This window comes from Thiomicrospira cyclica ALM1, from assembly GCF_000214825.1.
Classification (GTDB): Bacteria; Pseudomonadota; Gammaproteobacteria; order Thiomicrospirales; family Thiomicrospiraceae; genus Thiomicrospira; species Thiomicrospira cyclica.
The window spans coordinates 808413-830767 of sequence record NC_015581.1 but is presented as its reverse complement, the minus strand read 5'-3'; the positions used below and the strand labels follow the sequence as shown (position 1 = coordinate 830767).

At 46.2% G+C, this 22355-nt stretch carries 22 protein-coding genes and 4 tRNA genes; 12 read left to right on the top strand and 14 right to left on the bottom strand.

Translation table 11 applies throughout. The features are described 5' to 3' along the window. Position 1 precedes the first annotated feature (1 nt). On the bottom strand, positions 2-1669 hold the full coding sequence (locus tag THICY_RS03525; RefSeq protein ID WP_013835234.1) for a glutamine--tRNA ligase/YqeY domain fusion protein: 1668 nt from the start codon (positions 1667-1669) through the stop codon (positions 2-4). A 152-nt stretch (positions 1670-1821) separates the two neighbouring features. On the opposite strand from THICY_RS03525, the gene THICY_RS03520 reads away from it, so the two are divergent. The 3 genes from THICY_RS03520 (at position 1822) to THICY_RS03510 (ending at position 3765) form a co-directional block, all read left to right on the top strand. Further along, the gene (locus THICY_RS03520) at positions 1822-2394 is read left to right on the top strand and encodes a peptidylprolyl isomerase (RefSeq protein ID WP_013835233.1); all 573 of its coding nucleotides are present in this window, start codon (positions 1822-1824) and stop codon (positions 2392-2394) included. Positions 2395-2472: 78 nt separating this feature from the next. Next, a complete protein-coding gene (locus THICY_RS03515) occupies positions 2473-2979 on the top strand; it encodes a peptidylprolyl isomerase (protein ID WP_013835232.1) in 507 nt (168 codons plus the stop codon). A gap of 45 nt (positions 2980-3024) precedes the next feature. Further along, on the top strand, positions 3025-3765 hold the full coding sequence (locus THICY_RS03510) for a UDP-2,3-diacylglucosamine diphosphatase (protein WP_157862715.1): 741 nt from the start codon (positions 3025-3027) through the stop codon (positions 3763-3765). Here THICY_RS03510 and THICY_RS03505 read toward each other — a convergent pair. The 4 genes from THICY_RS03505 to THICY_RS03490 form a co-directional block, all read right to left on the bottom strand. Then, positions 3762-5018: a dicarboxylate/amino acid:cation symporter gene (locus THICY_RS03505; protein WP_013835230.1), complete on the bottom strand. Its 1257-nt coding sequence runs from the start codon at positions 5016-5018 to the stop codon at positions 3762-3764. The genes THICY_RS03510 and THICY_RS03505 overlap by 4 nt on opposite strands. 73 nt (positions 5019-5091) lie before the next feature. Beyond that, a complete protein-coding gene (locus THICY_RS03500; protein ID WP_013835229.1) occupies positions 5092-5385 on the bottom strand; it encodes a rhodanese-like domain-containing protein in 294 nt (97 codons plus the stop codon). A gap of 7 nt (positions 5386-5392) precedes the next feature. Continuing rightward, positions 5393-5878, bottom strand: a complete 486-nt coding sequence (locus tag THICY_RS03495; protein ID WP_013835228.1) for a phosphatidylglycerophosphatase A family protein — start codon at positions 5876-5878, stop codon at positions 5393-5395. Between the two features lie 14 nt (positions 5879-5892). Continuing rightward, on the bottom strand, positions 5893-7110 hold the full coding sequence (locus THICY_RS03490) for an argininosuccinate synthase (protein ID WP_013835227.1): 1218 nt from the start codon (positions 7108-7110) through the stop codon (positions 5893-5895). Positions 7111-7250: 140 nt separating this feature from the next. Between THICY_RS03490 and asd the strand changes: the two genes are divergently transcribed. Next, the gene (asd, locus tag THICY_RS03485; protein ID WP_013835226.1) at positions 7251-8168 is read left to right on the top strand and encodes an archaetidylserine decarboxylase; all 918 of its coding nucleotides are present in this window, start codon (positions 7251-7253) and stop codon (positions 8166-8168) included. 1 nt (position 8169) lies between these two features. Continuing rightward, the gene (locus THICY_RS03480; RefSeq protein ID WP_013835225.1) at positions 8170-8508 is read left to right on the top strand and encodes a P-II family nitrogen regulator; all 339 of its coding nucleotides are present in this window, start codon (positions 8170-8172) and stop codon (positions 8506-8508) included. Positions 8509-8575: 67 nt separating this feature from the next. Here the strand turns inward: THICY_RS03480 and ntrC are convergent, their stop codons facing one another. From ntrC to THICY_RS03465, 3 genes are read right to left on the bottom strand one after another with little or no spacing between them, the layout of a single operon-like run. Next, entirely contained in the window at positions 8576-10024 is a 1449-nt protein-coding gene (gene ntrC, locus THICY_RS03475; protein ID WP_013835224.1) for a nitrogen regulation protein NR(I), read from the bottom strand. Further along, entirely contained in the window at positions 10021-11082 is a 1062-nt protein-coding gene (gene glnL, locus THICY_RS03470; RefSeq protein WP_013835223.1) for a nitrogen regulation protein NR(II), read from the bottom strand. The genes ntrC and glnL overlap by 4 nt, the downstream gene beginning before the upstream one ends. Further along, a complete protein-coding gene (locus THICY_RS03465; protein WP_013835222.1) occupies positions 11079-11747 on the bottom strand; it encodes a metal-dependent transcriptional regulator in 669 nt (222 codons plus the stop codon). The genes glnL and THICY_RS03465 overlap by 4 nt, the downstream gene beginning before the upstream one ends. Positions 11748-11964: 217 nt before the next feature. Between THICY_RS03465 and THICY_RS03460 the strand changes: the two genes are divergently transcribed. Genes THICY_RS03460 through THICY_RS03445 form a run of 4 tightly spaced genes read left to right on the top strand, consistent with a single transcriptional unit; the run spans position 11965 to position 15314 of the window. Then, complete coding sequence (locus THICY_RS03460; protein WP_245534982.1) at positions 11965-12810, top strand: metal ABC transporter solute-binding protein, Zn/Mn family; 846 nt, start codon at positions 11965-11967, stop codon at positions 12808-12810. Beyond that, positions 12807-13568, top strand: coding sequence for a metal ABC transporter ATP-binding protein (locus THICY_RS03455; RefSeq protein WP_013835220.1), 762 nt, complete (start codon positions 12807-12809; stop codon positions 13566-13568). The genes THICY_RS03460 and THICY_RS03455 overlap by 4 nt, the downstream gene beginning before the upstream one ends. Further along, positions 13565-14425, top strand: coding sequence for a metal ABC transporter permease (locus THICY_RS03450; protein ID WP_013835219.1), 861 nt, complete (start codon positions 13565-13567; stop codon positions 14423-14425). Before THICY_RS03455 ends, THICY_RS03450 begins: the two co-directional genes overlap by 4 nt. Beyond that, positions 14418-15314: a metal ABC transporter permease gene (locus THICY_RS03445; protein WP_013835218.1), complete on the top strand. Its 897-nt coding sequence runs from the start codon at positions 14418-14420 to the stop codon at positions 15312-15314. The genes THICY_RS03450 and THICY_RS03445 overlap by 8 nt, the downstream gene beginning before the upstream one ends. Before the next feature lies 1 nt (position 15315). Here the strand turns inward: THICY_RS03445 and THICY_RS03440 are convergent, their stop codons facing one another. Continuing rightward, a complete protein-coding gene (locus tag THICY_RS03440; protein ID WP_013835217.1) occupies positions 15316-15570 on the bottom strand; it encodes a hypothetical protein in 255 nt (84 codons plus the stop codon). Between the two features lie 63 nt (positions 15571-15633). Here THICY_RS03440 and THICY_RS03435 point away from each other — a divergent pair, with 63 nt between their 5' ends. Then, the gene (locus THICY_RS03435; RefSeq protein ID WP_013835216.1) at positions 15634-16422 is read left to right on the top strand and encodes a Rossmann-fold NAD(P)-binding domain-containing protein; all 789 of its coding nucleotides are present in this window, start codon (positions 15634-15636) and stop codon (positions 16420-16422) included. A 63-nt stretch (positions 16423-16485) separates the two neighbouring features. On the opposite strand, the gene acnB is transcribed toward THICY_RS03435, so the two are convergent. Continuing rightward, on the bottom strand, positions 16486-19059 hold the full coding sequence (acnB, locus tag THICY_RS03430; protein ID WP_013835215.1) for a bifunctional aconitate hydratase 2/2-methylisocitrate dehydratase: 2574 nt from the start codon (positions 19057-19059) through the stop codon (positions 16486-16488). A 167-nt stretch (positions 19060-19226) separates the two neighbouring features. Between acnB and purB the strand changes: the two genes are divergently transcribed. Together purB and THICY_RS03420 are read left to right on the top strand one after the other, a co-directional pair. Next, positions 19227-20648 carry an adenylosuccinate lyase gene (gene purB / locus THICY_RS03425; RefSeq protein WP_013835214.1) on the top strand — a complete coding sequence of 474 codons (1422 nt, stop codon included), beginning with the start codon at positions 19227-19229 and terminating at the stop codon, positions 20646-20648. 1 nt (position 20649) lies between these two features. Then, a complete protein-coding gene (locus tag THICY_RS03420) occupies positions 20650-21867 on the top strand; it encodes a cupin domain-containing protein (RefSeq protein WP_013835213.1) in 1218 nt (405 codons plus the stop codon). Between the two features lie 53 nt (positions 21868-21920). Here THICY_RS03420 and THICY_RS03415 read toward each other — a convergent pair. The 4 genes from THICY_RS03415 to THICY_RS03400 all read right to left on the bottom strand — a co-directional run bounded on the left by THICY_RS03415 (position 21921) and on the right by THICY_RS03400 (position 22336). Next, positions 21921-21997, bottom strand: a tRNA-Asp gene (locus tag THICY_RS03415). A 6-nt stretch (positions 21998-22003) separates the two neighbouring features. Next, positions 22004-22079: transfer RNA gene (locus tag THICY_RS03410), tRNA-Val, on the bottom strand. A gap of 98 nt (positions 22080-22177) precedes the next feature. Further along, a tRNA-Asp gene (locus THICY_RS03405) sits at positions 22178-22254 on the bottom strand. Positions 22255-22260: 6 nt separating this feature from the next. Further along, positions 22261-22336: transfer RNA gene (locus THICY_RS03400), tRNA-Val, on the bottom strand. Positions 22337-22355 lie beyond the last annotated feature (19 nt).

The window sequence follows — 22355 nt, the reverse complement described above, 5'->3', positions numbered from 1 at the left end:
ATTAAATCGAAGCGTTTTCGCTCCAGGTATCGCGTAAGCCAACCGTGCGGTTAAACACCAGGCCTGGTAATCGGTTATCACGACAGAAATAACCTTCGCGCTCAAACTGATAGGCCAATTCTTTTTGCGCATCGACCAGGCCTGGTTCGACAAAACCTTTTTTAATCACCAACGAATCCGGATTTAATACCGCTGCAAAATCCTCGGCCTTACCTGGGTTAGGCACGCTAAACAAACGGTCATACAAATAAAACTCCGCCGTTACCGCTTTGCTGGCTTCAACCCAATGAATCACCCCTTTAACTTTACGACCATCCACCGGATTTTTGCCCAGGGTTTCAGGATCATAACTGCAATAAATCGTTTTTAACTCACCGTTTTCATCGTTTTCAAACCGCTCGGCTTTAATGATATAGGCATTTCGTAAACGCACTTCCTTGCCCAATACCAAGCGTTTGAAATGCTTATTTGCTTCTGCACGGAAATCATCACGATCAATATAGACTTCACGGCTAAAGAAAATTTCGCGTTTACCCATCGCCTCGTTTTGCGGATGTACCGGTGCTTGAATCGGTTCCACTTGGCCTTCAGGGTAGTTTTCAATCACCACTTTAACAGGGTTAAGCACCGCCATAGAACGCGGTGCGTTCACATTCAAATCATCACGCACGGCGGCTTCAAGAATCGACATTTCAGTAAAGCTATCGACTTTGCTAATCCCAATCCGCTCGGCAAAATCGCGCAAAGATGCGGGGGTGTAACCACGACGGCGTAAACCAGAGATCGTCGGCATCCGCGGGTCATCCCAGCCCGACACCAATTTCTCATCCACCAACTGATGCAGCTTACGCTTCGACATCACGGTGTATTCAAGATTTAGGCGCGAAAACTCATACTGACGCGGTAGGGTCGCATTCGGCAAGGTGATATTGTCCAAAATCCAGTCATAGAGACGACGATTATCCTGAAACTCCAGCGTACAGAGCGAGTGCGTCACCCCTTCAATCGCATCGGAAATACAATGCGCAAAATCGTACATCGGGTAGATACACCAGGCATCGGCGGTTTGATGATGGTGCTGAAATCGCACCCGATACAAAATCGGGTCACGCATACACATAATCGATGAGCTCATATCAATCTTGGCGCGCAACACACACTCGCCTTCTTTGAAGTCACCGGCACGCATTTTTTGCAACAAGTCACGGTTTTCCGCCGCCGGGGTGTCCCGATAAGGACTGGGCTTACCGACTTCGGTCAAGGTGCCACGATATTCACGTTGCTGTTCCATATCCAAAAAGCACACGTAGGCCAAACCCTTGTCCACCAGTTCTAAGGCATACTGATAAAACTGTTCAAAATAACGCGAGCTATAACGAATCTCGCCCGACCACTCAAAACCTAACCACTTTACATCACGCTGGATCGACTCGACATATTCCATGTCTTCTTTGGCGGGATTGGTGTCATCAAAACGCAAGTTGCACTGCCCGTTATAATCGAGCGCTAATCCAAAGTTCAAACAAATAGACTTAGCATGACCGATATGTAAATAGCCATTCGGCTCCGGCGGGAAGCGGGTTTGAATCTGTTGATGCAATCCCGATGCTAAATCTTCATCAATAATAGAACGAATAAAGTGAGTGGCACGCGCTGGTGTATCGGTCATCCGCTTGAGCTCCTGAGCATGATATCGCTGAATCAAAAGTAATACGGCTATTATACACAGAGTTAAAAACAGCTACAGGCGGTTACACGCTTTTACAAACGATGATAAAATACAGATAATTTCTATAGTTAAAAAAATAGCGAGGCTACGCCATGTTACGACGCGCTTTTATTACCGCAGCCATGTCTGCAACACTGGCATTTAGCACCAGTGTGAAAGCGGATAATCCCCGCGTATTGGTTGAAACCAATGCCGGCAGTATGATTATTGAACTTTACCCCAATGAAGCACCACTGACTGTTACTAACTTTTTAGAATATGTTAATTCAGGCTATTACGATGGCACGATTTTTCATCGCGTCATTGACAACTTCATGATTCAGGGTGGCGGCTTAGATGATCAAATGCGCCGCAAACCTACCCGCGATCCGATTCAAAATGAAGCTGATAATGGTCTGCAAAATCGTATTGGTACCATCGCTATGGCGCGCACCAATGATCCACATTCAGCCACCTCACAATTTTTTATCAATGTCGCTAACAACAGTTCACTAGATTTCCGTGAAAAAACACCTCGTGCTTGGGGGTATACCGTATTTGGCCGCGTGGTTGATGGCATGCGTACGGTCAACCAAATTCGCACTCAACCAACGACCAACCGGAATGGCTATCAAGATGTGCCGATTAACCCGGTTATTATCGAGCGCGTTAGTCAAATTCAATAGGCTAAAAGTTGTGCAAGCTATCACCAATTGATTTAGCATAGGCGATCAAAAATTTAACCCCTGCTAGGATTAACCAAAATGATGAATGTTGTAACTTTTGAAACTACGATTGGTAGCATTAAAATTAAAGTAAACCATGAGTTGGCACCCATTTCAGCACAAAACTTTATTGACTATGCCGAGTCCGGCTTTTATAACGGTACGATTTTTCATCGTATTATTCCGGATTTTGTGGTGCAAGGTGGTGGTCTGGACGCAGAGATGAACCAGAAAAAAACCCAACCCGCCATTGAAAATGAAGCGGACAATGGCCTAATAAACAAACGGGGCACCTTGTCTATGGCTCGCACGCAAGCGCCACATTCAGCTACTTCACAGTTCTTTATTAACCTTAAAGACAATGATTTCTTAGATCATCGCTCACCCGATTTACATGGCTGGGGCTATGCGGTGTTTGCCGAAGTCATTGAAGGCATGGACATTGTTGACAAAATGGCCCAAGCGAAAACGGGCAATCGTATGGGACATAGCGATGTTCCAGTTGACGATATCTACATCGAAAACACCCTAGTGTCGGAAGCTTAAACTCTGCCGTCAGCAATCGATATTACCGGCCATCGCACCCTTGTGGTGGCCGACATCCACTTGATACCCGCCACGGAATCTGACCAACTCGCTCCGCCTCATCCCATCAATCAAGCTTTTCTTGCCTTTCTAACTGGACCTGCAAAAGCAGCGGATCAATTGATTATTATGGGCGACCTGTTTGAAGTTTGGCTCGGTGACGATATTAGTATGGCGTTTTATCAGCGTGAAATTGACGCCATAGCGCAACTGAGTCGTCAGGGCACGGATATATACATCGGTTTAGGTAATCGAGATTTTTTAATTGGGAATGACTTGCTAAAAGCCTGTCAAGCAAAAGGGTTATTTGACGATATCATTGCACTTGAACACAAACAGCAGCCCGCTATTTTATTAATGCATGGTGACAGCCTATGCACTAATGACAAAGCTTATCAACGGATGCGTTTTTGGCTCCAGCAGACCTGGATTAAAGGGTTATTGCGACGCTTGCCGAAAATCTGGCGACTAAAACTTGCCCAGCAATTACGCGAAAAATCCACTACGGCTAATCAACACAAAACCTGGGATATTATGGATGTAAGTGACGAAGCACTCAAACAACTTTGGCAAAAATTTCCAGATTCACCGTATCTAATTCACGGCCATACACATCGGCCTGGACACCACTATTACGCCACTAAAAAACAACGTTGGGTGCTGGGCGACTGGCAAGCGGATGGTGCCAGCTATGTCACCATCGATCACGGGCAGCCTAGCTTATCCCGATTTAATTACCCAATCTAATTACCGCTGATGGGGTAAGAGACTGCTTCCCCTTCAAGGTTGGCAATGACCACAGCTCCAACAGAATCACTAAAGATATTAACTGACGTTCGCATCATATCCAAAAGTCGATCGACTACTAATAGCAAACCCAATGCCTCTAAGGGCAGTCCAACTGCTAATAAAATAACACTAATAGCCACCAAGCTCGCAGACGGAATGCCGGCAACGCCAATCGATGTAGCCAAAGCCAACACGACAACCAGCACTTGCTGAGCAAAGCTTAACTCCACCCCAAATAATTGCGCAATAAACAACACCGCCACGCATTCAAAGAGTGCGGTACCATCCATATTGACGGTGGCACCCAAGGGCAACACAAAACTACTCACACGATTTGAAACCCCTACCCGCTGTTCGATATTTGCTAATGTAACTGGCAAGGTCGAGGCTGAAGAGCTGGTTGAAAAAGCTGTCAAGAGTGCCGGTGCCATCGCACGATAATGCTGCCAAGGTGAACGAACGCCACCTACAAAGCGTAAGATTAATGGCATTACAATTAAAAAATGGGTCGCTAGCGCCAGTACCACGGTGACAAAAAACCAAGCCAAAGAACCAAATTGCTCAAAACCCGTTCGAGCTACAGCGGCCGCCACTAAGCCAAACACGCCATAGGGTGCAAACTTCATAACCCACTGGGTAATTAACATCATGACATCAAACAAGCCTTGCCAAAAGTTTTGCATGGTGTCACGACCAGGGCCACTAATCCTTGATAAAAAGAAGCCAAAAACAATACTAAAGAAGATTAAACCCAGCATTTGCATTTCGACCGCAGCGGCAAAAATATTATCTGGCACCATCCGTAAAAAGATTTCAACCAGATCACCACTACCTCGCCCCTCAACAGCCATCATAATTTGAGCGTTGGCTTCTAGCTGTGGTGGCTCGGCATCAGATATACCTGGTTTGATTAAATTGACCAAACTCAAACCAATCACCACAGCAATAAAACCTGTGGTCAGATAATAGCCGATTGTTTTTAACCCCATTCGACCAAAACCACCTTGACCACCCAGATTAGTGACACCCAAAATAATCGCCGATACCACAAGTGGAATAACAATCATCTTTAACGCATTCAAAAACAAGGTGCCGATAAAATCAAAAACAGCTAAGGCGGATATACCAAAAACCTGACCCGTTGTACCAGATAGAGTACCGGCAATGGCGGCCAGTACGAGTGCGATGAGAATTTGTATGGGTAGCGCCATGGTAGCTCCTTGATTGCCCAAATGTACTATTGGATTTAACGCGGGGCAGAATGATTAAACGATTGAGATTACATTACCCTGCGCACTGATTCCAAGCCATAAACGAACCTAAGTTAAAAACCTGTTTAAAGCCATTGTCTTTTAAATATTGTGTCGCCATTTGTGAGCGGGCACCGGAATGACAAAATAATATTACCGGCAACTCTGGATTGAGTTCTTTTAAAGAGCGTTCTGCAAACTCATACAAAGGCATATTCACCGCTTCCGCAATCGCATTCATACGCAATTCATTCGGCTCACGCACGTCAACTAACTGACCCTGCGCTTCTTTCACCAGACGCTTCGCATCTATACATGTAATAAACATTTTTAATTTAATTTACCATCAAAAAAATTAACCAAATCGATGCAAGCGCCATTAAAGCGGCCACCACATCGTCCACCATAATACCCAAGCCACCCGCCACATGGCGATCTAACCAACCAATCGGCCAAGGCTTGATAATATCAAATAATCGAAACAGCACGAATGCCGCTAACCACCATAACCAGGTCTGGTCAGGCAGAAGCAACAAAACCAACCAAATACCGACAAACTCATCCCATACAATACCACTATGATCATGGACCCCTACTAGCTCAGCGGCGCGACCACAAATCCAACTTCCAGCCACTAAGCCCAGCCCAAAAACCAACCAAGCAACCACTGGCGCGTATTGGATCAACGGAATGAACAACAACCAGCCGAGCAGGGTTCCCCAAGTGCCCGGGGCTTTAGGCGCAAGACCAGACCCAAAACCAAAACCCAGCATTAAAGCTGGGTGTTGTTTCAGCTGTGACCAGCTTGGCGACAATGCCAACTCAGCTACCGAGTTTATTTTGAAGCACGTTTACGCGCGGCAATACGCAGGCGCAAAGCGTTCAATTTAATAAAGCCTTCAGCATCTTTCTGATTGTATGCGCCCTTGTCGTCTTCAAAGGTGGCAATCGACTCATCAAACAAACTGTCTGACTCTGATTTACGCCCAACAACAATTACGTTGCCTTTGTATAATTTTAAACGCACCACACCATTTACTACCTTTTGTGAATGGTCAATGGCCGCTTGGAGCATTTCACGCTCTGGGCTAAACCAGAAACCGTTATAAACCAATTTGGCATAACGTGGCATCATTTCATCTTTTAAATGCGCCGCTTCACGGTCTAACGTAATCGATTCAATCGCACGATGGGCTTTTAGCATAATCGTACCCGCTGGGGTTTCGTAACAGCCACGCGACTTCATACCAACAAAGCGGTTTTCAACCAAGTCATCACGACCGATACCATTCGCACCGCCGATTTTGTTTAACTCCGCCATAATCGTCGCTGGTGACATGGCTTGACCATTTAACGCCACGATATCGCCCTTCTCATAGGTCAATTCAATATAAGTCGGCTCACTCGGTGCATTTTCAGGAGAAACAGACCAGCGCCACATGCTGTCTTCAGGTTCTGCCCAAGGATCCTCCAACACGCCGCCTTCATACGAAATATGCAACAGATTTGCATCCATTGAGTAAGGTGACTTTTTGCCTTTTTTGTTTTCAATCGCAATATTATGCTGTTCAGCATAGGCCATGAGTTTTTCACGCGAAGTTAAATCCCATTCACGCCAAGGCGCGATAACATGAACATCCGGCATCAAAGCATAGGCACCCAACTCAAAACGCACCTGATCATTGCCCTTACCCGTTGCACCGTGCGAAATCGCATCCGCACTCACAGATTTCGCAATTTCAACCAAACGCTTAGCAATCAAAGGACGCGCAATTGATGTGCCTAGTAAATATTCGCCTTCATAAATAGCATTCGCGCGAAACATCGGAAACACAAAATCACGCGCAAACTCTTCGCGTAAATCTTCAATAAAAATTTCTTTAATTCCCATTGCCTGTGCCTTAGCACGCGCCGGTTCTACTTCTTCACCTTGGCCAATATCTGCGGTAAAGGTTACCACTTCACATTGATATTCATCTTGCAACCATTTGGCAATAATGGAAGTATCTAAACCACCGGAATACGCTAATACAACTTTTTTAATATCTGACATTATCTATCCTTTAAAAAAATAACTCATACAATGGTACATTCGTACTTAATGCATGACTCAACCCTATAAATTTTTGTGATTATACCTTAAAATTAGCCAGTTATTGAGCCCAACCCACCTTGCGCAACAGGAAATTAACCATGCTTGATTATGTTAAAGTTGTCCCGCAGTACATGATTCCGCAACATATGCTTTCAAACATGATGCACTGGTTTATGCATATAGAGCAACCCTGGATTAAACGCCAAACCATTCAGGCACTGACTAAACTCTACAATATCGATCTCGACGATGCCATAAAGCAAGAACCTGAGGATTACCGCCACTTTAATGCTTTTTTTACCCGAGCACTCAAACCGGAGGCGCGCCCTATCGCTGAAGGCGAACAGGTTTGGGTTAGCCCTGTTGATGGTGTAATTAGCCAAAGTGCGCGCTTACAAGGCAATCAAATGGTGCAAGCGAAATGCCATGATTACTCAATCGAGGCGCTATTAGGTGGCGATATCGAATACGCCAAACGCTACCATAACGGTCAGTTTGCGGTTATTTACTTATCACCTCGTGACTACCACCGCATCCATCTACCCAAAAGTGCACAACTGATTTCGATGACGTATGTTCCTGGTGATTTATTTGCAGTTAACCCCGCCACAGTTCGACTTGTGCCCGGCCTGTTTGCTCGTAATGAACGCCTTGTGTTACGATTTGAGTCAGACGAAGGACCCTATGCACTTGTTATGGTGGGTGCCATTTTTGTAGGCAGTATGGAAACGGTATTTGAAGGTAAAATTACGCCACATTATGGCGCAACCCTTCAGCATTGGGACTATACTGATCAAAACCTTCATTTTAACAAGGGTGATGAAATCGGACGCTTCAATATGGGCTCGACTGTGGTACTGGTTACACCCGAAGGTGTCTTTGATGAACTGGCAGAGCAACCCTCACGTTTCATAAAAATGGGCTCGGCATTTTCAGCTGATACTGTTACACCCGATCCTTCTGAAAACCAGCCAACGGATAATGACCAAGATGAACATGCCATAGGAGGCATCTAAGATGAAACAAATTACCGCCATCATTAAACCCTTCAAACTTGACGATGTTCGCGACGCTTTGCACGATATTGGTATTCATGGCATGACAGTGACAGAAGTAAAAGGTTATGGTCGCCAAAAAGGTCACACAGAAATGTACCGTGGTGCGGAATATGTCGTTGATTTTTTACCGAAATTAAAACTAGAAATTGCGACTGATGATGAGCAAGTCGACAGTGCTATTGAAGTAATCGTTGCCGCCGCTCAAACCGGCAAAATTGGTGATGGTAAGATTTTTGTTACCAGTATCGAACAAACTGTTCGAATTCGTACTGGAGAAACCGGTCCCGCCGCACTTTAAATAATAAACATCTCGCGCTTAGAGCAGCCCAGTTTTCCAACTGCTCTAAGTCAAACAAGCTTACTAACTACTCCAACCCTAAAGCCTGACTCTTCCGGGTTAAGGTATTTCGCCCCCACCCTAACAACTTTGCCGCATTCTGCCGATGAAATTGACTCGCTTGCAATGCCGATTCTATCAAAACCCGTTCAAACATAGGCTCAGCTGTTGTATGCAAACCTTCTTGACCTGATGCCAAAAATTGATCGGCCCATTGGCGCAACAACACCGGCCAATCTTCGTGATCATCACCTGACACCACTTGCGCAGGACCTTGGCGAAATTCTAACGGCAAATCTTCCATACGCACCAGTTTATCTGGCGCCATAATGGTCAACCAAGTACACAAACTGCGTAATTGTCTAACATTACCTGGCCAAGGCAAGCGTGACAAAAAGTTTTCAACCTCTTTATCAAAATGCTTTTCTTCTAACCCAAGCCCTTTGGCTTCTTTTGCCATATAAAATTTTAGCAACAGCGGTATATCTTCGGCACGTTCACGTAACGCAGGAATTTTAATACGAATGATATTTAGTCGGTAGAGTAAATCTTCACGGAAGCGACCTTCACGCACCAGTTGCTCCATATTTTGATGAGTTGCAGCGACAATACGCACCTTGGCATGAATGGGATTACGACCACCGACCCGGTAAAAACTGCCATCATTTAGTACCCGCAGTAGACGGGTCTGTAAATCAACCGGCATATCGCCAATTTCATCTAAAAACAAGGTACCGCCATTGGCCTGCTCAAAACGACCGATACGCTGCGAATGAGCGCCGGTAAAAGCGCCTTTTTCATGTCCAAATAACTCAGATTCAAGCAGCTCTCTTGGAATGGCTGCGGTGTTTAAAGCCACAAAAGGTTGATCGGCGCGAGGACTCAGCTCATGCAAAGCCTGGGCAATCAACTCCTTACCCGTACCGGTTTCACCCGTAATGAGCACGGTGACATCCAGTTGCGAAACACGACCAATAATCCGAAACACCTCCTGCATCGCCGGTGCACCACCGATGATATTTAGCGGTTGTTTATTTGAGCTAACGGCTCGCTGCTTGACTACCCGACCGCCAGACAACTGTCGCTTAATAGCTCGTTCAATTAAGGTAATAGCCTCATCAATATCAAAGGGTTTGGGTAAATACTCAAACGCTTTACTTTGATATGATCGCACCGCTGTCGTTAAATCCGCATGCGCGGTCATGATAATGACCGGAATGCCGGCATCAACATCATGCACTGCCTCCATAAACGTCATCCCATCCATATCAGGCATACGAATGTCCGTTACGATAACAGTGGGGGGCGCACTTTTTATATGCTTTAAAGCTAGTCCAGGTGAGTCAAATAGTTTTACTCGATAAGGTTTTTCCTCAAGAGCTGCTTCCAGCACCCAACGGATCGAGGCATCATCATCAACAATCCATACAGTTGCCTGATCATTGCTGCTGGTCGGTTGTTGCGTAATCTCAGTCATTCTTGCCCTCTCTCAAACGGTAAATAGACATGAAATATTGTTTGTCCAGGTTCACTTTCTGCCACAATCAACCCGCCATGCTTTCTAACAATATTTTGTGCAACAGGTAACCCTAGTCCCGTTCCCTCTTTTTTACTACTAACCATCGGGTAAAAAATTGAATCAAAAACCTCTTTAGGAATACCGTTACCTTCATCGTGAATACTCACAACAGCTACCAGAGGAAATGTTTGGGTACCTAGGGTGAATTTACGCTCAACGCGAGTTCGAATGGTAATTAAGCCTTGTAAACCGTCCATTGCCTGCACAGCATTACGCAACAAATTCATCAGAGCTTGCACCATCGCTTCGCTATCCATCAAAATTTCAGGGATGGATGGATCATAATCCAACATTAATTCAACACCAACTGGAAACTCCGGTTTAACCACTGTAATCACGTGACGGATAACTTCATGAATGTTTTCCGGAGTTTTAATCGCAGACTGTTTAGGACCGAGCATTGAATCAACCAAATTTCGTAGGCGAATCACTTCCTTAGCGATAACATCTAAAAAGGTTTGCGACCGAGTGTCCTCTTGTAAACGCTTTTGTAATAACTGTGTCGCACCATAAATACCTGCCAAGGGATTTTTGACCTCATGAGCCAAGGTTTTAACCAATAAATTACCCGCTTCATATTGGTGCCAACGCTCGTCCTCTTCGACAATACGATGATGCCGCTCAGTATTAAACAGCTCGATTAACCAGCCATGCCTGCCCACTAATTCATAATTAGATAGAGTAGCACTCACACGGATACGGGTTAAATCCGGTAGCTGTAATTGATATTCATGCACGGTTAAACGTTGTTCACCAAAATTAGACAAGTCATCAAACAAACCAGGTAATAGCACCTGCCAAGGTGAGCCGACAATACGACGAGTACTCACCTGCAATAATTCACCTGCCGACATATTGATATAGCCAACTTTCTGCTGACCATCAACCCAAATAACGGCTGTCGCTAAACCATCAATTAACTCTTGCCAGTAGACTGAAGCATTCGACTCGGTCATACTGTCAACTCAACTAGTAAGGCCTGAGCCAAGCGATAATCTAATGCGTGTAGTTGATCATCAATTTGCAACATGATCGGACCTTTAAAAGGTGCTTTCGATTTCACTAACAGGTATTCACCCATTGCAAGACCAATACTCGTCAGGTAACGCAACTCTTCTGGAGAACGATTTTTGATACGAGCTAATTTCACTTGCTCACCTTCAGGCACATCAACAAGCGGCTTTACAGCCTGCTCGCTCATAATGCCATCTTGGTCAGGGATCGGCGAGCCGTGTGGGTCGTGCGTGGGTCGGCCAAGTGCTTCCCACATAGCATCCACTAACTTGTCAGATACCGCGTGTTCAAGTACCTCAGCTTCTTCATCGACCTCATCCCAAGCATAATGCAAGCGTTCAACCAAATACTGTTCGATGACCCGATGTCGCCGAATCATCTGCAAGGCTACCTGACGACCCGACCCCGTGAGCTCAACTCCATAATAAGGCTCGTAACTTACAAAACCCTGTTCAGAAAGTTTTTTGATCATATTAGATACAGATGCTTGTGCAACATTTAATCTGGCAGCAATAGCGGACGTATGCACACCTTTTTCGGGTTGATTAGGGTCTTCCAGCTTGTAAATACACTTTAAATAATCTTCAATGGCTTTAGAGGCCGACATAGCTCTTTCTCAATTACAGTAAGTATTATTATTTTGCCCTAATTTGACGCAAAAATCCCCATCTTAGACAATAATTTTTTCATAACCCTCAGCTAGACCCGAAAAAGAATTTAGGCTAGACTAATTTATGTTTTTTACATCTAATAGGATTACGAACATTTTTATCTATCAGTACCGTCCAACATTTGCCGGTTTGCTCATAATTTTGGCTATGGCTATGTCATCAATAACACAAGCCAAACCCCTAGTCGTAAGCAGTACCACCATGATTACTGATTTGGTTAACCAGATCGGTGGTGAGTCGGTGCAGTCGAAAGGTTTAATGGGACCTGGCATTGACCCGCACTATTATCGTGCTACCTTTAATGACATGCGCCTACTGCGTCGTGCCGATTTGGTGTTTTATAATGGCCTTGGACTAGAAGGACGCATGAGCCCTGTCTTTTATAATCTGCAAGCTCTAAAACCCACATATCCCCTAGGTGAAATGCTTGACCCTAATCAATTGCTTCATAGTGATGGCGCAATCGACCCACACATTTGGTTAAGCATTCCAATTTGGCTTGAAGTGGCGCACCATGTAACTGACAAACTCAGCTATCATTTCCCCGCACATCAAGCTGATTTTCAACAAAATTTTGCCAAACTGACCACCAAACTCACCACTCTTCACCAATGGGTTTTAGATGAAATAGCACTGTTACCAAAAGCACAGCGTAAACTTGTAACCGCCCACGATGCGTTTGGCTATTACGGACAAACTTACGGCATTGAAGTATTTGCCATTCAAGGGCTTAATACCGAAGTGGAATTTGGTTTAGCGGCATTACAGCGGGTTAAAGATCTGGTAGTAACCTATCAAATCCCAGCGGTTTTTGCCGAAAGCACCCTACCCAACCGGTCGATTAATGCCCTAATACAAGGATTAGCCGCCGAAGGTTATCAATTAAAACTCGGGGGTGAATTACTCTCGGATGCACTCGCCCCACCGGGCGAGCCGGGCGACACCTATAGCACAATGATTGAACATAATACACGCACAATTATTAAAGCCTTACGATGAGTACACACACTAACACCACCCTAATAACCCTTGAAGACTTTGGCGTCACGCTGAATCAGAAAACCATTCTTCAGCCAATGTCCTTAGAATTATCGAGCCAACAAAAAATTGCTATTATTGGACCAAATGGCGCTGGTAAATCAACGCTACTAAAAGCAATAATGGGTTTAATACCGAGTCAAGGTTCTGCTAAATTTTGGGGGCAGCAACTTGAAAAAAACCAGCAGCGGATTGCTTATGTCCCACAACGTGAAGAAGTGGATTGGAACTTTCCGATTAACACCTATGACTTAGTCCTGATGGGTCGGCAAGGTCATTTAAGGTTTTGGCAACGCCCTTCTAAACAAGATCATGCGCTGGTTGCAGAAAATATAGAACGTGTAGGACTCACCCACCTTATCAAAGAACCGATTAACCATTTATCCGGCGGTCAAAAGCAACGATTATTTATCGCTCGAGCGCTCTGCCAACAAGCGGATTTATTACTGATGGATGAGCCCTTTGCCGGTGTTGATCAAACCAGTGAAACGATAATTTTTAAACTGTTTGATGAGCTGATTGCACAAGGTAAAACTCTCATTTGCGTTCATCATGATCTCGCTCGCATTCCCGCGCATTTCGATTGGGTTGTACAACTCAACCAAGGTCTAATCAGCAGTGGCACAGTGTCGGACAGCTTTACCTCGGCCAACTTATCCAAAACCTTCCCCAATTTTTGGCCAAGGTTCACTCAACCTCATGAGCCATCGACACCATGAGTGACATGCTCGTTAATGCCAACCTAATTTGGGTGATGCTAGGAACATTTCTGTTAGGTATTACCGCCGCAGCCATTGGCGGCCTAGCGGTACTCCGAGCTCGTGCGTTAATTGGTGACGTTCTCGCCCATGCCGCTATTCCTGGCGTCATGTTCGGCGTTATTCTTATCGGCAGTTTATCCCCTTTGCTGGTGGTAGGATTTGCCTTATTAACCGGCTTGATCGCGTATCATCTGATTCATAGCCTCACACTGCACACCAAGCTCCGCTCAGATACCGCAATGGCTATTATCCTAGCGACTTTCTTTGCATTGGGGATGTTGTTACTATCCTATATCCAGGCGCAACATTGGCCAAACACGGCCGGCTTAGACCGCATTCTATTTGGCCAAGCCGCCGCAATTACTCGCGCCGAACTCATCCAACTCTTGGTTCTTTCACTGGTCACCTTGATCTATCTGATAATATTTTTCCCGCGGCTAAAATTGGTGTTATTCAACCCAAGTTATGCTAAAAGCCTAGGAATTCATGTAGCACGCGAAGAGTTCATTTTTGCATTAGTGCTGGTGATGGTAGTGGTAGTGGGAATGCATATCGTGGGTGCAATTCTAATGGCTGGCGCACTCTTAATTCCCATCACTATTATGCGTCTATGGCCGCTCGGCTTGGGCTTAATGCTAAGCTTTGCCGCCAGCCTAGCCGCCATTGCGGCTGTTGCTAGTAGCCTGCTGTCACTTTGGGTAGAACAAAGCCCAACGGGACCCTGGATGATTGTTATCCTCGGGCTATTTTTTATGCTCTCTTGGCTCGCGCATCAGCTTTATCAACGCTTAAACCCGACATCTCGCCATGTATGAGCTGTGGATTATTATCACCGCTATCCTAACGGCCCTAAGTTGTGCGTTGGTTGGTAGTCTGCTTATTTTGCGCCGTATGGCCATGCTTGGTGATGCTATAAGTCATTCGGTGCTATTAGGTATTGTCATCAGCTATCTACTCTTCGACACCTTGGCACTACCGGCTTTGCTATTCGGTGCCTTATTAGCAGGCCTGGTAACGGCGTGGTTAAGCACCGCTATTAGTCAACGCTCCATTATCCAACCTGATGCCAGCCTAGGTTTGGTATTTATTTGGATGTTTGCGCTAGCACTGGTGCTAATAGCGCTATTTGCAGACCGTGTACATTTAGACCACCATCATATTGTGTTTGGCGAAATGGCATTCCTACCCTTCGAGCGCTGGCGTTGGATGGACCTAGATCTTGGACCACGCGCATTTTGGATAGCACTGAGTTTATTTATCGTAAACCTATGCATTTTATTGGTCGCGTTTGAACGCTTCCGACTCACCACCTTTGCACCGAGTTTTGCTTTAAGCCTGGGAATTAGTGTCGGATTTTGGCACTACTTACTGGTAAGCATGGTGTCTGTCACCGCGGTAGCGGCGTTTGACCTAATGGGTTCGATTTTGGTAGTAGCTTTTCTGGTTATTCCAGGTGCCACGGCCTATTTGATAAGTCAGCAGCTTAAAACGCTATTAGTGCTTGCTAGTATCTATGCCATTAGTGCTGTCTTACTAGGTTTTGGACTGGCTTGGTGGTTAGATACAGCTCTGTCTGCTGCGATGGCTTTTATGAGCGGAATGCTGTTTGTGGCGACATTGATAATACAAGGCTTACACCATCGCTATTTTTTAACGCCAATAAATGTTCAGCGCCAACAAAACCAAAACGACAAGAAGGCTTGACCTAACGCATCATTTGCGCCTGAATGACCTCAATACTGGGAAAACTGAATACATACATCACCGCAAATACCACCAAAAACACCAACCGCAAAGCACCGGTTAAACGCAACACGGGATGCGCCACAATAATAAACGCAACCGCACTCACCAGTGCGCTCCAAGCCAGCAGACTGACCGCAATCAGGCTGGCAAACGCGCCCAGTCCCATCATGTAGTAATGCCAGGTAAATTTCGGTTTTGGGGTATGGCTCGACATTGTAACTCCGCAAATAGATGTTTAAACTAGCGCCTATTGTAAAACATTCATTAAGGAGCCAGTATGAATAACCACCCCCTGCAGGACATTTTTGTAATTGGACTGGGTGAACTTGGCAGTGTTTTTGCTCGTGGCGCATTAAAACTTGGCTATCGTGTTACCCCGGTCTTACGTCACTCTGATTTGCAAGCGCTGGCCAACTCGGCTCAACCCAAAGCGGTCATTGTCTGTGTTGGTGAACAGGATTTAGCCCAAACACTCAACCAGTTACCAACCGCTTGGCATGATAAGCTGGTATTGATTCAAAACGAACTGTTACCGAAAGACTTTCAGCATCTCGCCATTGCGCCAACGGTCATCTCCGTCTGGTTCGAAAAGAAAAAAGGTATGGATAGCAAGCTAGTTCAAGCCTCACCCGTTTATGGTCCATTAGCAGGCCTGGTCACCCAGTTATTAGCGAGTCTTGATCTAGCCGCCTATCCACTCACTAATGCCACAGAGCTGGAATACCAATTAGCGCTGAAAAATGTCTATATATTAACCACCAATATCGCAGGCTTGGTCGTCGGCGGTGATGTCGCTGGACTTGCCCAACAACACCCCGCCCTATTAGCCGAGGTTGTTGCTGATGTTATGCAATTACAGCAAGCTCAAATCAACCAAACCCTCGTGACTGATCAAGTCATGCAAGACCTACTAACCGCGTTTGATGGCGACCCAACCCACAAATGCATGGGACGCTCGGCGCCAGCACGTTTAGCTAGAGCCTTGCAACAAGCAAATGCGCTTGGTCTTGCAGTACCGACTTTGCGAAAAATCACAACGCAAACTCAAGCTCAAACCCAAGCCTAGAACAGTTTTACAAGGCCACAAAAAACCCCGACTTAATCTGAGCCGGGGTTTTTTGTTAGATTATTAAGCGACGGCCACCGCAATGTCAGCCAACTTTTCGGGTGACTTAATCTCATAATCCGCCATCTCATCAAACTGTAAATAACGGTAGATATCATCAGCCATGGTATCGAGCTTACCTACCTGCGCCAAATACTCTTCAACGGTTGGAATTTTACCGGTTGCCGCAATTACCGCGGCCAATTCGGCAGAACCAAGATACACATTGGCGCCATTACCAAGACGGTTCGGGAAGTTACGCGTTGAGGTAGAGAACACGGTTGCCCCATCCGCCACACGAGCCTGGTTACCCATACACAAAGAACAACCGGGCATTTCCGTACGCGCGCCTGAACGACCAAAAATACTGTAATAACCTTCCTCAATCAGCTGACGCTCATCCATCTTGGTAGGTGGTGCAATCCATAACTTAGTCGGAACTGCCCCTTTTAGAGTTTCTAAAACTTTACCGGCGGCACGGTAATGACCAATATTAGTCATACAGGAGCCAATAAAGACCTCATCAATCTGATCCCCAGCGACCGCAGACAAGGGCTTCACATCATCCGGATCATTCGGGCAAGCTACAATCGGTTCTAAAATTGTGTTCAAATCAATCTCAATAATCTCGGCGTACTCGGCATCCGCATCGGCTTCAAGCAATACCGGATTATCAATCCAGGCTTGCATTTCATCACGACGACGCAATAAGGTGCGCGCATCGCTGTAACCATTTTCCACCATCCATTCAATTAAGCGAATATTCGATTTTAAGAACTCAATAATCGGCTCTTGGCCTAACTTGACCACACAACCATTGGCCGAACGCTCAGCCGAGGCATCGGACAATTCAAAGGCTTGCTCGACTTTTAAACTCGGCAAGCCTTCAATTTCGAGTACACGACCGTTAAAGACATTTTTCTTACCTTTCTTCTCAACCGTCAACAAGCCTTGTTGAATCGCTTGATAAGGAATCGCATTCACCAAGTCACGCAGGGTAATTCCCGGCTGCATCTCGCCCTTAAAACGTACCAGAACCGATTCTGGCATATTCAATGGCATCACCCCAAGGGTTGCGCCAAATGCCACCAGGCCTGATCCGGCTGGGAAGGAAATCCCAATCGGGAAACGGGTATGCGAGTCGCCACCTGTACCCACCGTATCTGGTAATAGCATCCTGTTTAACCAAGAGTGAATAACCCCATCCCCAGGACGCAAAGACACACCACCGCGGCTAGTCATGAAGTCCGGCAAACTGTGCTGAAGTTTAATATCCACAGGTTTTGGATAGGCCGCCGTATGACAGAAAGATTGCAACACAAAATCGGCGCTAAAGCCCAAACAGGCCAACTCTTTCATTTCGTCACGCGTCATCGCACCGGTGGTATCTTGTGAACCGACTGTGGTCATGTGCGGTTCGCAATAAGTACCTGGACGAACCCCTTTTACCCCACAAGCCTGCCCGACCATTTTTTGGGCCAGAGTGTAACCCTTGGTTGAGGTATCTTCATCAGTGGGACGAATAAATAAATCGCTTGGCGCCAAGCCCATCGCCCGGCGTGATTTATCGGTTAAGCCGCGGCCGATAATCAACGGCACACGCCCACCAGCGCGCACTTCATCAGGCATGGTCATCGGTTCGAGCTTGAACTCACTAATGACCTCACCAGCTTCGTTGGTGATTTTACCGGCATAAGGATGAATCGTAATCACATCACCCATATTCAATTGAGTAACATCACACTCAATCGGTAATGAACCCGAGTCTTCGGCGGTGTTGAAGAAAATCGGCGCGATTTTGCCGCCCAATACCACACCACCTTGACGCTTGTTAGGCACATAGGGAATATCATCGCCAAACCACCACATCACCGAATTCATCGCCGATTTCCGTGATGAGCCGGTACCCACCACATCACCAACATAGGCAACCGGATGGCCTTTCGCTTTCAACTGGTCAATTAAAGCCGGTACATCGTCCATGCGTGCTGCCAACATTTCTTTGGCATGCAATGGAATATCCGGGCGCGACCAAGCGGCTGTCGCCGGTGATAAGTCATCGGTGTTGGTTTCGCCATCTACCTTAAAGACGGTAACGGTAATCTGTTCCGGCATTTTGGGTTTCGCAGTAAACCATTCGCCCGCACACCAGGCATCGACGACTTTTTTTGCATTGGCATTGGTGTCAGATTTTGCAATCACATCATGATAGGCATCATAAACCAATAGGGTTTTTGATAAGGCTGCCACGGCATTATCAGCGACTTCCGTAATCGAGCTGTCTAATAACTCAATCAGCGGCTGGACGTTATAACCGCCCAACATGGTGCCTAATAAAAAGGTGGCATGGGCTGGCGACAGTACTGGTAAAGTAACGCGCTGATGGGCAACATCCGCCAGAAAACTGGCTTTCACATAAGCGGCTTCATCAACACCCGGGGGTACACGGTGAGTTAACAGCTCCAATAACCCATCAACATCACCACTATCAGCCTTCAACAATTCAATTAAATCGGCGGTTTGTTTGGCATCCAGAGGAAGAGCTGGAATACTTTCTGCGGCACGTTCTGCAACATGATTTTGATAGGCTTCTAACATGATGTTCTCCAAGTTTAAGGCGCCAGCATAACTATTGTCTTTTACCCAGCTTAAAACAGCCGATTCCCAGACAGTTAGCGCGCTTCGCCAAGTCACGATAAATAAATTTAATATATAATATCACGATTTAATCATCATTTTTTTATCGAACTCGCAAGGAATCTGCTATGTCAAACGCATCTAATATCACCCTAGCCCTCTCTGAACTGACTGCCATCTCGCCGATTGATGGTCGTTATGGCGCACGTTTAAATGGCTTAAAAACCGTTTTCAGTGAATATGGCTTAATCAAAAACCGGGTGCGTGTTGAAGTAGCCTGGTTAATGATGCTTGCCAACCACCCTGCGATTCCAGAAGTACCTAGTTTCAGCGCTTCAGCAAAAGCTCATTTACAGTTATTGGTTAACGAATTCACCCTCGATATGGCACAACGCGTCAAAGAGATCGAGCGCACCACCAATCATGATGTGAAAGCGGTTGAATACCTAATTAAAGAACACATGGCAAGCCATGAAGAACTCGCCGCAGTGAGTGAATTTGTTCACTTTGCCTGCACTTCTGAAGATATTAATAACCTGGCTTATGCCCTAATGCTTAAAGAAGCGCGCGAGCAACACCTAGTGCCACAAATGCAACAGGTTATCGACGAAGTAGCTCGCCAAGCCATTGCGATGGCCGATATTCCCATGTTATCGCGTACCCACGGGCAACCCGCTTCACCAACCACCGTCGGTAAAGAATTTGCCAATGTTGCCTATCGCTTACAGCGTCAGACCAAACAACTGATGCAAGTACAGATTATGGGTAAAATTAATGGTGCCACCGGCAATTACAATGCGCATTTATCAGCCTATCCAGATATCAATTGGTATGAACTGAGCGAACAATTTGTTAACAGCCTTGGCTTGGCATGGAATCCCTACACCATTCAAATCGAACCCCACGATTACATTGCCGAGTATTTTCATGCGTTAAGTCGCTTCAATACCATTTTGATCGACTTTGATCGTGATGTATGGGGCTATATTGCATTAGGCTTCTTCAAACAAAAAACCGTGGCCGGTGAAATTGGTTCTTCTACCATGCCACACAAGGTTAACCCGATTGATTTTGAAAACTCGGAAGGTAATCTAGGTTTAGCCAATGCCATCTTTGAACATTTAGCGCAAAAACTACCGATTTCACGCTGGCAGCGCGATCTAACCGACTCGACCGTACTGCGAAACCTCGGCGTGGGAGTGGCCCATACGAGCATTGCAATCAGCGCAAGCCTAAAAGGTTTAAGTAAGCTGGAAGTGAATGAAGCCAAACTGGCTCAAGACCTAGACGAAAACTGGGAAGTTTTGGCCGAGGCGATCCAAACCGTGATGCGACGCTATGGCATTGAACAGCCTTATGAAAAACTCAAAGAACTGACTCGCGGGCGTCGTGTTAACTCGCAAATTATGCAAGAGTTTGTAGACCGCCTAGAACTGCCGGCTGATGCCAAAAAAGCCCTGCGTGATATGACACCGGCTAGCTATATTGGTAATGCGGCTCGTCAGGCCGAAACCATTGAATTAGCACTTAGTATTCTTAAAGGTCGCTAGGATGATCCATTTTGGACAGATTGACCAGGCCTGCTTTCTAAGCGAATACTGGCAAAAAAAACCCTTGTTAATTAAACAAGCCTTACCTAACTTCATTAGTCCTTTAGCGCCGGAAGAGTTAGCAGGCCTGGCGCTGGAAGACGGCATTGAAAGCCGCCTGGTCATTCAACAAGGAACTGAGGATTATCAATTACGCCATGGTCCCTTCACTGAACAAGACTTTATGCAATTGCCAGAACAAAACTGGACCTTGTTAGTGCAAGGGATGGATAAACTTATTCCAGAAATCCACCAACTACTGACGGAGTTTGATTTTATCCCGCGCTGGCGCCTCGATGATGTGATGATCAGTTATGCCAGCGAAGGTGGCAATGTTGGCCCGCACTATGACCACTACGATGTGTTCTTGTTGCAAGCGGCAGGCACTCGTCGTTGGCAAATCACCTCCCAAAACTGTCAACCAGAAAACTATTTACCCAATATCGCTTTGCGTTTATTGCAGGAGTTTAAGGTTGAAGATGAATGGGTACTAGAACCGGGCGACATCCTGTATTTACCACCGAAATGGGGACACCACGGTGTGGCTATGGACAGCGAATGCATGACTTTCTCGATTGGTTATCGCAGCTACAAAGCCCAAGAATTGTGGGATAGTTTTGGTGACTACCTTGCAGAACAATCATCTGGACTCGCACAAGCTATTTATCAAGATCCTAACTGGCAAAACACCAGGCCTGGAGAAGTGCCTGATAGCGCATGGCAACACGCCCAACAACAGCTGCTTGCGCTCGCACAAGACGACCAAGCTATGCAAGCCTGGTTCGGTCGTTTTGCCACTCAACTGGATGAACAATCACATCAACAACTGCCCGACCCTCTCAGCAAAGACGAACAAGCTGATTTAACTCGCTTTCAACAAGCCCTAGCACAAGCGGAACGTCTCGAGCGTGATCCGGTATGTCGCTTTGCGTATAGTCGTCAAGCCGCCACAGGCGTTATCACTTTGTATATTAATGGCACTGCCTGGCCAGTCAGTGCTGAGATTGGTGCTGGGGTGATTATGGAGTTAGCTAATCAACCCTTTTATAATCAAGAGCTACTGGCACGCTGGGCTAAGCAACGACCTGTAACACAACTGCTTTATGAGCTATGGTGTTTGCAGTACGTGATCTTTCCTGATGAAGATGAGCAAGCGGAATGTTTTGAGGGTGAGGGTTAAAGTCAGACATAAAAAAACGCGCTGGTTCCATTGAACCAGCGCGTTTCAAAATATGGCGGAGCGGACGGGGCTCGAACCCGCGACCCCCGGCGTGACAGGCCGGTATTCTAACCAACTGAACTACCGCTCCAAAATTTGGTGGGTGCTGAGGGGTTCGAACCCCCGACCCTCGCCTTGTAAGGGCGATGCTCTCCCAGCTGAGCTAAGCACCCGAATTTGAATATTGAGATTACCACTCAACTATATGACGAATAACTATTGAAACTTGTCGTCGTATCAATAAAAAAGCTAGCAATGCTAGCTTTAAATATGGCGGAGCGGACGGGGCTCGAACCCGCGACCCCCGGCGTGACAGGCCGGTATTCTAACCAACTGAACTACCGCTCCAAAATTTGGTGGGTGCTGAGGGGTTCGAACCCCCGACCCTCGCCTTGTAAGGGCGATGCTCTCCCAGCTGAGCTAAGCACCCGTTTTCCGCGTGGTTAGTC